General features: G+C 62.7%; 12 protein-coding genes. 2 read left to right on the top strand and 10 right to left on the bottom strand.

Features of this window, described 5'->3' with window-relative positions:
* Positions 1-42: 42 nt before the first annotated feature.
* The 10 genes from fliB to PH256_RS10735 form a co-directional block, all read right to left on the bottom strand.
* A complete protein-coding gene (gene fliB, locus PH256_RS10780) occupies positions 43-1,197 on the bottom strand; it encodes a flagellin lysine-N-methylase (RefSeq protein ID WP_270914181.1) in 1,155 nt (384 codons plus the stop codon).
* Between the two features lie 6 nt (positions 1,198-1,203).
* Complete coding sequence (locus tag PH256_RS10775) at positions 1,204-2,745, bottom strand: RecQ family ATP-dependent DNA helicase (RefSeq protein WP_270914180.1); 1,542 nt, start codon at positions 2,743-2,745, stop codon at positions 1,204-1,206.
* Positions 2,746-2,907: 162 nt separating this feature from the next.
* Positions 2,908-3,234, bottom strand: a complete 327-nt coding sequence (locus PH256_RS10770; protein ID WP_087183089.1) for a hypothetical protein — start codon at positions 3,232-3,234, stop codon at positions 2,908-2,910.
* Between the two features lie 233 nt (positions 3,235-3,467).
* Positions 3,468-4,538 (bottom strand): type IV pilus twitching motility protein PilT, encoded by a 1,071-nt coding sequence (locus PH256_RS10765; protein WP_270914179.1) that lies wholly within the window; start codon positions 4,536-4,538, stop codon positions 3,468-3,470.
* Between the two features lie 54 nt (positions 4,539-4,592).
* On the bottom strand, positions 4,593-5,015 hold the full coding sequence (locus tag PH256_RS10760) for a hypothetical protein (protein ID WP_087183091.1): 423 nt from the start codon (positions 5,013-5,015) through the stop codon (positions 4,593-4,595).
* A gap of 25 nt (positions 5,016-5,040) precedes the next feature.
* Positions 5,041-5,469: a hypothetical protein gene (locus PH256_RS10755; RefSeq protein ID WP_270914178.1), complete on the bottom strand. Its 429-nt coding sequence runs from the start codon at positions 5,467-5,469 to the stop codon at positions 5,041-5,043.
* A 3-nt stretch (positions 5,470-5,472) separates the two neighbouring features.
* On the bottom strand, positions 5,473-5,934 hold the full coding sequence (locus PH256_RS10750) for a DUF4860 domain-containing protein (protein WP_270914177.1): 462 nt from the start codon (positions 5,932-5,934) through the stop codon (positions 5,473-5,475).
* A 27-nt stretch (positions 5,935-5,961) separates the two neighbouring features.
* Positions 5,962-6,291 carry a hypothetical protein gene (locus PH256_RS10745; RefSeq protein ID WP_270914176.1) on the bottom strand — a complete coding sequence of 110 codons (330 nt, stop codon included), beginning with the start codon at positions 6,289-6,291 and terminating at the stop codon, positions 5,962-5,964.
* Positions 6,292-6,303: 12 nt separating this feature from the next.
* On the bottom strand, positions 6,304-7,347 hold the full coding sequence (locus PH256_RS10740) for a type II secretion system F family protein (RefSeq protein ID WP_270914174.1): 1,044 nt from the start codon (positions 7,345-7,347) through the stop codon (positions 6,304-6,306).
* Positions 7,348-7,362: 15 nt separating this feature from the next.
* On the bottom strand, positions 7,363-8,340 hold the full coding sequence (locus tag PH256_RS10735) for a transglutaminase-like domain-containing protein (protein ID WP_270914173.1): 978 nt from the start codon (positions 8,338-8,340) through the stop codon (positions 7,363-7,365).
* 334 nt (positions 8,341-8,674) lie between these two features.
* On the opposite strand from PH256_RS10735, the gene PH256_RS10730 reads away from it, so the two are divergent.
* Both PH256_RS10730 and PH256_RS10725 read left to right on the top strand, forming a co-directional pair.
* Positions 8,675-10,420 carry an ABC transporter ATP-binding protein gene (locus tag PH256_RS10730; RefSeq protein WP_270914172.1) on the top strand — a complete coding sequence of 582 codons (1,746 nt, stop codon included), beginning with the start codon at positions 8,675-8,677 and terminating at the stop codon, positions 10,418-10,420.
* Positions 10,413-12,311 carry an ABC transporter ATP-binding protein gene (locus tag PH256_RS10725; RefSeq protein WP_270914170.1) on the top strand — a complete coding sequence of 633 codons (1,899 nt, stop codon included), beginning with the start codon at positions 10,413-10,415 and terminating at the stop codon, positions 12,309-12,311. The genes PH256_RS10730 and PH256_RS10725 overlap by 8 nt, the downstream gene beginning before the upstream one ends.
* Positions 12,312-12,417 lie beyond the last annotated feature (106 nt).

Here is a 12,417-nt window from a genome sequence, read left to right as displayed (position 1 = left end):
AACAAAAACGCACAAAAAAACCGGGGAAACTCCCCGGTTTTTTCAGAAAAAGCGCAGAAGAGCACCAATCACAAGGCTTGGCGCGGCCCAGTCCGCCTGCCAGAAGGCAGCGTTTACCGCATGCAGGTTGTCCGGGGCGTATTCCACCTCTCGGGAATAGGCCTTGGCAGCATTGATCCAAGAAGCTTGGAACGCGCCGTTTTCCTGCTCCGCCAGCAGGACGAGGAGCAGCGCCGCAGTGATGGCATGCATTGCGCCGCACAGCGCGTCACCCTCGCAGGCAGCAGACAAAAAGTATCGATAGAGCATGTAGTGGGCCGCATTCGCCGCCGCCCGCTCCTGCTCCGGGCTTTCCCACAAGGGACGGGCCAGCCGCTGGGGCAGCACCTGCCGCAGTGCGGCCAGCCGCCCGGGCCAGTCGGCATGATTGGCCGGGAGGGTTTCCAGCAGCGCCAGCAGCGGGGCGAGAAATTCCGAAAGTGGGGCCTCGGGAATGGCCTCGGCCAGCTGCCGGGCCAGGTCCGGCCAGCGGTCCCGGCTGCTGTAGAATTCTGCCAGGCCAAAGGCAGCATCGGCGGTCAGCTGCTCGGTGGAGCAGCCCTGAGCTTCAGCCTGCTCCGGCGCGCCGTCCAGCCAGCTTTGCAGGTCCTGGGCCAGGCTGGCCAGCAGGGCAAGCCTGGCTGCCAGGGGCAATGCTTCCTCCCGCAGCAGGGCGAAGGCAGACTCGCGCACCGCCCGAAGCCCGGCCAGCAGCTCTGGGTCGGGGCCGTCGGGGTCCGATGCTTCCGCAATGTCCCGGCTGGTCAGCCGGGGCGGGGCAGAGAAGAGAATCAGCCGGGCGGCTTCCTCGCAGCTCAGGCCCAGACCGCTCTCCTTTTCCTCCCCGAACCAGTTGTGAAAGCGGGGATGCTGGTCGCAGATGGTGCAGAGGTGGCTTTCCCCCAGCTGGCGGTAGATATCGCACAGGTTTTCCTCGTTCAAAAAAGGGCAGCGGCCCGACCCGGTCAGGGCAAAATAGGGCGGGTCGCCGGGCCGGATGGCCGCCCGCAGCCGGTCGCCGAAGGCACCGGGTTGGGACTGGTAAGCCGCCAGCGTGGCCGGGTCGATGCCGATTTCCCAGCCGATGCAGCAGTTGTCGGTGCAGCGGGAGGCAATGCACCGGAACCGGTCGTAATAGTCAGGTACGGTGAGCCGCATGGAAGGTCACTCCTTTTCAAAGGTGTTGAGCAGAGCCAGGAACTCCTCGCCGTACTGCTCGCACTTGCGCACGCCCACGCCGGGCACCTCCAGCAGCTGCTCCCGGGTCTTGGGCAGATGGGCGCACATAGCACGCAGGGTGGCGTCGGTGAAGACCACGAAGGCGGGCACGCCCGCCTGCCGGGCCAGCTTGAGCCGCAGGTCCTTCAGCTGCTGCAGATGGTCCGTGTTCAGGTCCTTTTCCTCGATGGCCTTCAGCTTGGCTGTGTTCTTGGCTGCCAGCTTCACCACCGAGGCTCGCTGCGCCTCGGGGCGGCAGACCGAGCAGGCCCCGCAGCCGTCCCGGCCGGTGCGCTGGCCGAAGTATTTTAAAATCTCGCCACGCAGGCAGTAGCGGCTGTGGCAGTAAAAGGTCATCTGACGCAGCCGGTCCTTCTGGCGCAGGATCTGGGTCTCCACCTCCTCCGGGCTGGCCCCGGCGGCGGGCTCGCTGTTGTCGATGAGAAAGTTTCCGGTGCGCACGTCCCCGGCGGAATAGAGCAGGATGCAGTCTGCGTCCTGACCGTCCCGTCCGGCGCGGCCTGCCTCCTGGTAGTAGCTCTCCAGGTCCAGGGGCATGTTATAGTGAATGACAAAGTTCACGTTGGATTTGTCGATGCCCATGCCGAAGGCGTTGGTGGCCACCATCACCCGCACCTGGTCAAACAGAAAGGACTCCTGGCTGCGCTGGCGTTCCTCCGGCGCCATGCCCGCGTGGTAGCGGGCGGCGGCAATGTTCTGGCCGATGAGCTTTTCATACACCTCGTCCACCTTTTTGCGGGTGGAGCAGTACACGATGCCGGTGGCCTGGGGGTGGTCGTTCAGGTAGGCCAGCAGACAGGGAAATTTCTCCCGCTCCTCCATCCGCTGTACCTCGAAGAACAGGTTGGGCCGGTCGAAGCCGGTGGTCAGCTCCAGAGGCTGGCGCAGGGCCAGCAGCTGACGGATGTCGTCCTTCACCCGCTGGGTGGCGGTGGCGGTGAAGGCACCCAGCGGCGGGCGCTGGTTCAGCTGGTCCGCAAACTGGCGAATCTGCAGATAGCTGGGCCGGAAGTCCTGCCCCCATTGGGAGACGCAGTGAGCCTCGTCCACGCAGAGCAGCGAGATCTGCACGCTGTGGGAAAACCGCAGAAAGCCCGGAGTCAAAAGCCGCTCCGGGGCCACATACACGATCTTGTACATGCCGTCGCAGGCGTTGGCCAGAGCCTTGCGGCACTGGTTCTCGGTGAGGGAGGAGTTGATGTACGCCGCCCGCACGCCCATCTGGATCAGCGCCTGCACCTGGTCCTGCATCAGGCTGATCAGCGGGCTGACCACCACGGTGATGCCGGGCAGCAGCAAGGCCGGCAGCTGATAGCAGATGGATTTGCCCGCGCCGGTGGGCATGACCGCCAGCACGTCCTGTCCGGCGAGCAGGGCGTCCACCACCTCCTGCTGGCCGGGGCGGAAGGCGTCGTAGCCGAAAATATCCTTCAATGTCCGGTGGACCCGGACTTGATCCTGATTCATGAAAACACCTCAGTCGGGGATGGGATAAAACGTTCGGAATCTATTATAGCAGATTTTGCCCCGGACAGGGAAAAACACAGCAGAGGGCCGCGGAATCATCCCGCGGCCCTCTGCTGTGTTCGTATGAAATGGGGAGAAAAACGCTCAGAGAAATGCCCTGACTCAGTTCAGGCTGGCCCAGTCCCGGCGCAGGAACAGCCAGGTGATCACGGGAACCAGCAGGCTGCCTACCAGGGACATGATGATGGACACCAGCAGGCCCGGCTGGCCCAGGCTGCCCAGCACAGCCACAAAGAAGGAAACCACATAGCAGCAGCACATCAGGGTGAAGCCCGCCTTTTTTTTGGCAAACAGCACCATGCACAGGCCGGCCAGGGAAACGATGGCCACGATCACAGAGGGCCAGCGGCCGAAGCAGGCGTTCATCACGGTGGTGGCGGCGCAGAGCACCAGAGCAAACCAGAGCCAGATCTTGGTGGAAGTTTTCATGTTACATTCTCCTTTTCTTATGCAGGGCCCCGGTGCGGGGCCGGTATCGGGCACGGCGTGGGGAAAGACCGCCGTGCGGTTAATTTATCTGACATAGTCAGTATATTCCGAATATCTGATAAAGTCAATTAAATTTCCAAAAAAGAGCCGATGAAACCACCGGTGCGGACGATCGTACAAAAATGGCGCAAAAAAGCCCCATTCCCGAAGAAATGGGGCGAAGAATCAAAGGATTACAGCATGGACAGCGCCGCCAGGCGTTTTTCCATGGCTTCGTAGTAGATGGAGTGGGTAAGGGCAGTGTCGCGGGTGATGTGGCCCTGCTGGTACAGGCGCAGCAGGCTGGTATCCATGGTGCACATGCCCTCGGCGGCGCCGGCCTGGATGGCTGCGTCCAGCTGGTGGGACTTGGCCTCGCGGATCATGTTCTTGATGGCGGGGTTTGTGTACATCACCTCAAAGGCCACGGTCTGGCCGCCGTCCACCGTGGGCACCAGCTGCTGGCTGATGACTGCCTGCAGCACCATGGACAGCTGGATACGCACCTGCTGCTGCTGGCTGGCGGGGAAGGAGTCCACAATGCGGTCCACCGTGCTGGCCGCGCCGGTGGTGTGGAGGGTGGAGAAGAGCAGCTGACCGGTTTCAGCGGCGGTCATGGCCACCTCGATGGTTTCGTGGTCCCGCATCTCGCCCAGCAGAATCACATCCGGGCTTTCCCGCAGGGCGCTGCGCAGCGCCCGCACATAGCTGGAGCTGTCGCTGCCGATCTCCCGCTGGGTCACGATGCACTTCTGGTGCCGGTGGATGAATTCGATGGGGTCCTCCATGGTGATGATGTGAGCTTCCCGGCTGCGGTTGATGGAGTCGATCAGGCAGGCCAGGGTGGTGGATTTGCCGCTGCCTGCGGGCCCGGTGACCAGCACCAGCCCCTTGAGCTTTTTGGCGGCGGCCATTACCTGATCGGGGATGCCCAGGGCCTGGGGGTCGGGCAGGCCGAACTGAATCACCCGCAGCACCACCGCAAGGCTGCCGCGCTGATGCAGCACGTTGGCCCGGAAACGGCCCAAGTGGGGAATGGCAAAGGAAAAGTCGTCGTCCGCGTCCTCGGCGGCGCAGCGGCTCATGCTTCGGCCGCACAAGGCGTAGATGCCCTCCACCAGATGAGCGGTGTCGGCGGGGGTGAGCATTTCGCCCTCCCGCAGCTGGCGGCCGTTGATCTTATAGGTCAGCGGCAGGCCGGCAATGATAAAGATATCCGAGGCCCGCACCTCGATGGCACGGTGCAGAACGGTTTCCATCTCCATAAACATAAACCTCCTGTTTCAGCCGGAGCAGATAACAAATAGGAAAGAGGACGGTCAGAAGCTGCCGTCCCACAGCTGGGGCCCCTGGTCAAAGTCCCGCTCCTGACCGTACTGCCAGCGGGTCAGGGTGTAGCGGCCGGGGCCCTGGGGTGTGGGCAGGGCGGCGATGGTCAGGGTGCGGCCGCCTTCCCCGGTGAGAGTCGTGGTGACTGCGCCGTCCTCGCCGGTCTGCCCGAGGGCGGCGGTATCCTGCCCGGCGGCCAGCGCTGCGTCCAGCTGGGCCAGCCACTGCTGCCCCTCATTTTCCAGCGCCGCGTCCTGGGAAAAGCGGTCCAGAGCCTTTTCGGCCAGCGAAAGGTCCGCCTGGGCGGTGGTGAGGGAAAGCACGGCCAGCACGGCCAGGCAGATCGCAGCCAGCGCAATCAGCAGGGTGAGCGCGCCGGAGCGGATAGGCGGGACGTTATGGCGTTCCATCATGGCGGTAGTCTCCTTTCAGCAGGGGTCAGGTCCCGGGCAGATAGCGGTCAAAGGAGCCGGTGAACAGCGATTGCCCGCCGCTGTCGGAAAGCTGCAGAGTCAGCCGGGCTGTCTGCCCGGCCTGGGCGGGCTGGTGCTCTAAAGTCAGCTCCAGTTCATAGGTGCCGATGGGGTCCGGGCGGCCTTGGCTGTCCACGGTCAGGGTCAGTGTCTCGCTGTCGGCCGACGGATCTGCAGCCCCCAGCAGCTGCCAGAACTGTTCCTCAGAATCGCTGGCATAAAAGCTTTCGCTCACATTCTGGGCGATCTGCTGGGCAGTGGTCAGCTCCTGCGCCTGGGCCGAGCGCAGGCGGGCGGCGGCAAACAGCCGCACCAGCACGGTGCAGAGCGCCAGCACGAACAGAGTCAGCAACAGTGCCTCAATAAAAAACGCAGTGTTTTTGCGGTGCTTCATGGTTTAGTCTCCCTCCCCGCAGCGCAGGGCCACCCGCGCGGTTCCCTGGTCTGTGGTCAGCTCCAGCAGCTGGCCGGAGCGCTTTGCCTCAAAGCGGGTGCAGGCGCATACCGGCTGGGCGTTCTCCGGGGCGGTGTCGCTTCCGGTGGCGGTGTATTCCTCCACCAGCTGGCCCTCCCACAGATAGATTCGGGTCTCGTAGCCGGTGGAGGGCTCCTCCAGCACCAGCATCACGCCCTCGGGGCCTTCCTCCAGCCGCAGGCCGGAGGCGGTGTCGGCGGCGCGCACACTGGTGGTCAGATAGCGCAGGCTGGCCCGGGCGGCGTTGTTGGCGGTCATGGACCGGGTCACGCTGCCGTAAAGGCCGCTGCCCAGTGCCATCAGGCCCAGCACACAGGCCAGCATCAGGCCGAACAGGGCCATGGCCAGCAGGGGCGCCAGGCGCCCGGGCTCCTTGTGTTCCATCGCTCAACTCTCCTTCCGCGGGGCTGTTCAGGCCCGCTCCAGCACGTTCACCTGAGGCATCAGGTTGGAGGCAAAGGCCTCATAGGTTACGATAAAACGGTCGTGGTTCACCAGAAGACCGTAGTTTTCTTCCAGATAATCCAGGCTGGAGGGGTAGCTGCTCTCCACCGCGTAGCATTGTACCGCGGCCTGCAGCACCGCCTGGCGCAGAGCCTGGGCGCTGGCACTGTCCAGATCGCGGCCCACCTGCCGGGAGCCCAGCGCAAAGGCTGCGATGAGCAGGGCCAGCACGGCCAGCAGCCCGGCGGCCATCGCCAGCCGGGTGCGCAGCGAAAGCACCCGTTTGATGTGATACATCCAAACCCCTCCTTATCCGATGGAGCCCAGAATGCCGATGAGCGGCAGCATCACGGCCAGCAGCGTCACCCCGACCGCCAGGGTCAGGAAGGCGGCCAGCAGCGGCTCGATGGAATCGATCAGCCGGTCCAGCGCAACCTGGGCGTCCTGGGTGAACAGTTGGGTCAGCCGGGCCAGCACCGTGTCGGCCTGGCCGCTGCGGGCGCCGCTGATGAGCATGCGGCCGTACAGCGGCTCGAAGACCTTGTGTTCAAACAGCGCGGTGGAAAGACCCTTGCCCTTCAGCATGTCCTCATGGCAGGCCTGCAGCTGGGCGCGCAGGCCCCGGTGGTCCACCATGTCGCTGGCGGCGGTGAGAGCGGTGTCCGCGTCCACACCGCTGGCCAGAAACAGCGAAAGGGCGCTGGCCAGCCGGGCCACCGCCAGTTTGCGGGCGGCGGGGGCGGTGAAGGGAAACTTCTCAAACAGTCGGGCCAGCCGGTGGGAACCGGCACTGCTGCCGCTGAGCGCAAGACCTGCCACCAGAATAACCGCCAGCAGCAGGGTGATGGCCAGAGCGGCCCAGCCCACGATGTAGGCAAAACGGATGTAGCCGTAGGAGGAGGCGGCCAGACTGCCCGCCAGGCTCTGGTACACGCCGGTGAACACCGGCAGCACCTTGGCCACCAGCACCGCCAGAATCACAGCGGTAAGCCCCAGCAGTACGCCAGGGTAGAACACTGCGCTTTTCAGCTTTTTCTGCAGCTGGTCCTGGCTGGCGTAATGCCGGGCCAGGCTGCGCAGCACGCTGTCGGTGCGGCCGCTCACCTCGCCTGCGGCGATCATGCGCACCGCGTAGTCCGGGAACATGCCGCAGGTTTTGGCCGCCTGGGAAAGGCTTTCGCCCAGCAGCAGCGATTTCTGCATGGAAAGCGCCGCCTGCTGCAGCTGGCCCGCGCCGCTGTCCTCCGCAAGAAGGGCGGCGGCCTCGTCCGGCTGGATGCCGGCCTCCAGCATCATGGCCATGGATTCACAAAAGGCGCTCACGGCCAGGCTGTTCAGTTCGTTCTTTGCCATTGCATTGCCCTCCCTTTAATAAGTGCGGAAATCGGTATAATTGCTGCCGTCGCCGATGTACTTGCTGCCTGCACCGCCGGCGGCGAAGGTGGTGTCCACCCGGTTCCAGACCCCGGGCTTCACCTCGAACTCCACGGTGATCCAGCCGGTCTCCTCCAGCCAGATCATGTTCCAGGCGTGATACAGGTCATTCGGAGCCACGTAGCCGGTGATCAGCTTGGTGGGAATGCCCTGGCTGCGCAGCATGGCAGCGGCCAGCGCTGCGTAGTCCACGCAGATGCCCTTGCCGGTGGCCAGGGTCTCGTCCGGGTCCGGATAGTAGTCAGTGCCGATGCTCTCGGCCTTGGGGGTGTCGTAGGCGATGTTCTTCACGATGTAATCGTAGATGCGGCCCACCGCGTCCACCTCGTCGGCCGCCCCGGCGGTGAGCTCGCTGGCCTTGGTCACGCAGGCCGAATCCGGGGAATAGGGGATGTAGATGCTGGGCCGCAGGAAGGGAGCGAACTCGTCCTCCAGCGCAACCGATACGGTCTGGCGGCTCAGATAAGAATATTTGTCGCCGGAGATGTTCTGGCAGACCGCCAGCTCGTAGTCCCCGCCGCCCAGCTGCAGCGGGATGATGGCGGACGAGCCGTCCGCGGGCAGCAGATAGGAATACTGGCTGGGTGCGCTGCCGGTGTCACCCTGATAGGTGAGCAGGAACTTGATCTTGCCCGGCTGATCGGTGCGCACCGCCACATAGCCCTGGGAAAGATGGCTGGTATCCCAGAAAACGCCGTTGTCGGTCTGGGCGGCGGCCTCGTCGAAGGCGGCGGTCAGCGGCTCGGGCGGGGTGAAGTTCCCGGATTCGGCCGTCTGGGGCGAGGATGCGCCGGGCGTGGAAGTCTGGACGATACTCTCGATCTGCTGAGAGGGTTCAGGCGAGCCGCACCCTGCGCAGAGGGCCAGCGCCAGTGCCGCGGCGGCCAGCCGGCAGCATGTGGGCAGCTTCAAGCGGCACCCCTCCTTTTGCAAAAAATGATTCAATCCTATTATAAAAATACAGTCCCGGCTTGTAAAGAGCGTGGGAGACAGCTCGGGTGGACAATAGTGCAAAAAAGAGAAAAAATCCAGTGCAAATTGGCGAAATTCCATAAAAACAGGCCGTTCTTCTGTTGACAGCCCCCTATTGTAGTAGGTATAATAAGGGCAAGTAAGCCAAAAGCGTAAGCCCGGCAGGCCCGGACTTGCGCTCTTTTTATCGCCCGCACACTGTTTGCGCGCGCAAGCAATGTGCGGGGCGGCATATGCCGTTTTGGGAAAAGGAACAGGAGGAGTGAAACAAGGTATGTACAAACAACTCGCGCGATCCATCCGGGAGTACAAGGCCGTGTCCATCAAGGCGCCGATCTTTGTGTCGCTGGAGGTGCTCATGGAATGCATCATCCCCTTTGTGATCGCCCAGCTGGTAAACCAGATCAAGGCGGGCTGCGGCTTCGCCATCATTCTGCAGTACGGCGCGGTGCTGCTGGCCATGGCAGCTCTGTCGCTGTTTTTCGGCGTGCTGGCGGGCAAGTATGCGGCCACCGCATCCTGCGGCTTTGCCCGCAACCTGCGCAAGGATATGTTCTATAAGATTCAGGACTATTCCTTCCAGAACATCGACAAGTTTTCCACCTCGTCGCTGGTCACCCGTCTGACCACCGATATCACCAACGTGCAGATGGCTTACATGATGATCGTGCGCGCCGCTGTCCGCTGCCCGCTGATGCTGGTGTTCTCGTTCACCATGGCCTTTGTGATGGGCGGGCGCATGGCGCTGATCTTTTTGCTGGTGGCTCCCATCCTGGGCATCGGCCTGTTCTGCGTCATCCGTACCGTAATGCCCCTGTTCAAGCGGGTGTTCAAAAAATACGACGCGCTGAACAACTCCATTCAGGAGAACGTGCAGGGCATGCGGGTGGTCAAGTCCTACGTGCGTGAGGACTACGAGAAAAAGAAGTTCGCTGCCGCCGCCGAGGACGTCTGCCGCGACTTCACCCAGGCGGAAAAGATTCTGGCCTTCAACAATCCCCTGATGCAGTTCAGCCTGTATGTGGTCATGATCTTCGTGCTGTCCTTCGGGTCCTACACCATCATCACCACCCGGGGCCTGGCACTGGACGTGGGCCAGTTCTCGGCCCTGCTGACCTACAGCTTCCAGATTCTGAGCAGCCTGATGATGTTCTCCATGGTATTCGTAATGATCACCATGGCCAGCGAGTCGGCCCACCGTATTCTGGAGGTCATTCAGGAGGAGAGCACCCTGAAAAGCCCCGAAAACGGCCTCACCGAGGTGGCGGACGGCTCCATCGATTTTGACCACGTGAGCTTCAAGTATTCCGAGCATGCCGAGCGCATGGCCCTGACCGACATCGACCTGCACATCAAGAGCGGCGAGACCATCGGCATCATCGGCGGCACCGGTTCCTCCAAGTCCTCGCTGATCCAGCTGATCAGCCGTCTGTACGACGCCACCGAGGGCTGCGTGAAGGTGGGCGGCCGCGACGTGCGGGACTACGACTTGGAGGCGCTGCGCAACCAGGTGGCCGTGGTGCTGCAGAAGAACGTGCTGTTCAGCGGCACCATCAAGGAGAACCTGCGCTGGGGCAACAAGAACGCCACCGACGCCGAGCTGGAGGAGGCCTGCCGCCTGGCCCAGGCGGATGAGTTCATCCAGCGCTTCCCGGAAAAATACGATACTTACATCGAGCAGGGCGGCTCCAACGTGTCCGGCGGTCAGAAGCAGCGCCTGTGCATTGCCCGGGCTCTGCTGAAAAAGCCCAAGGTGCTGATTCTGGACGACTCCACCAGCGCGGTGGATACCAAGACCGACGCGCTGATCCGCAAGGCCTTCCGGGAATTCATCCCCGAGACCACCAAGATCATCATTGCCCAGCGTATCTCCTCGGTGGAGGACGCGGACCGCATCCTGGTGCTGGACGGCGGCGCCATCAGCGCCATCGGCACCCATGAGGAGCTGCTCGAGACCAGCGAGATCTATCGCGAGGTCTACACCTCGCAGAACAAGGCAGGAGGGCAGGAGAATGCATAACAATCCGACCATTACCAAGCAGGGCACCCTGCTGCGCATCTTCAAAACACTGTTCTCGTTCTACCCGGTCATGATGCCGGTGGTGGTCTGCTGCATTTTGTTCAGCGCCATCATCAGCTCCATCCCCTCGGTATTCATGCAGAAGGTCATCGCCGTGATCGAGGCCAACTGGCAGAGCGGCGACTGGGCCGCTGCCTCCGGCCAGGTCATGGGTCTGGTGGGCGTTCTGGTGGTGCTGTATGTGCTGGCACTGCTTTCCGCCTTCACCTACACCCGGATGATGGCCATCATCACCCAGGGCTTTCTGAAAAAGCTGCGTGTCAAGATGTTCAGCGGCATGCAGGATCTGCCCATCCGCTACTTCGACACCAACAACCACGGCGATATCATGAGCTACTACACCAACGATATCGATACCCTGCGGCAGCTGGTGTCCCAGAGCTTCCCCCAGATCACCATCACCCTGGTCACCATGACCAGCGTTACCTGCATCATGCTGTACTACAGCCTGTGGATGACCCTTGTGGTGGTGGCCGGTGTGGCGGTTATGGCCTGGCTCACCAAGAAGGTGGGCGGCAACTCCGCCCGCTTCTTCCTGCGCCAGCAGGAGGCCATCGGCGCCATGGAGGGCTACGTGGAGGAGATGATGAACGGCCAGAAGGTGGTCAAGGCCTTCTGCCACGAGGAGGAGAGCAAGGCCGACTTCGACAAGCGCAACGATGAGCTGTTCCGCGCTGCCGAAAGCGCCAACAAGTTCGCCAACATTCTGGGCCCCATCCTGAACAACATGGGCAACGTGGTCTATGTGGTGGTGGCGGTGGCCGGCGGCTTTCTGCTCATGGCAGGTGTGCCCAACGTGAGCATTTCCGGTCTGGCGCTGAGCATCAGCATCGTGGTACCGTTCCTGAACATGACCAAGCAGTTTGCGGGCAGCATCATGCAGGTGTCCCAGCAGATCAACGCGGTGGTTATGGGTCTGGCGGGCGCCCAGCGTATCTTCACTCTGCTGGATGAAAAGCCCGAGGAGGACAACGGCTACGTGACCCTGGTGAACGCCAAGGAAAACGCGGATGGCAGCCTCTCCGAGTGCGTTGAACGCACCAATGTGTGGGCCTGGAAACACCCCCACAGCGACGGTACCGTCACCTACACCCGGCTGCGGGGCGATGTGCGCCTGTTCGATGTGGACTTCGGCTACACCCCGAACAAGACCGTGCTGCATGACGTGACCCTGTATGCGGAAGCAGGCCAGAAGGTGGCCTTCGTGGGCGCCACCGGCGCGGGCAAGACCACCATCACCAACCTGATCAACCGCTTCTACGACATTGCCGACGGCAAGATCCGCTACGACGGCATCAACATCAACAAGATCAAGAAGGCGGACCTGCGCCGCAGCATGGGCATCGTGCTGCAGGACACCAACCTGTTCACCGGCACCGTGATGGACAACATCCGTTACGGCAACCTGGATGCCACCGACGAGGAGTGCAAGGCCGCCGCCCTGCTGGCAGGTGCGCACGATTTCATCACCCGCCTGCCGGAGGGTTACAACACCATGCTCACCAGCAACGGCGCGAACCTGTCCCAGGGCCAGCGGCAGCTGCTGGCCATCGCCCGTGCCGCGGTGGCGGACCCCCCGGTTATGATCATGGACGAGGCCACCAGCAGCATCGACACCCGCACCGAGGCCATTGTGCAGCGGGGCATGGATGCCTTGATGACCGGCCGCACCGTGTTCGTGATCGCTCACCGGCTTTCCACCGTAAAGAACGCCGACGTGATCATGGTGCTGGAGCAGGGCCGCATCATCGAGCGCGGCAACCACGAGCAGCTGATCGCCCAGAAGGGCAAGTACTACCAGCTGTACACCGGCGCCTTCGAGCTGGAATAACTGCAGGATTGTGCGCAGTTTGGCGGAGCTGCCCCGATTTTTTGGGGCGGCTCCCTTTTTGTTGCCTGGTAGCTTTTCAAATGTCAGAATCGTGGTATAATAGCGA

This window comes from Allofournierella sp. CML151, assembly GCF_027853465.1.
GTDB lineage: Bacteria > Bacillota > Clostridia > Oscillospirales > Ruminococcaceae > Allofournierella.
This window is presented reverse-complemented; position numbering and strand designations above follow the sequence as displayed.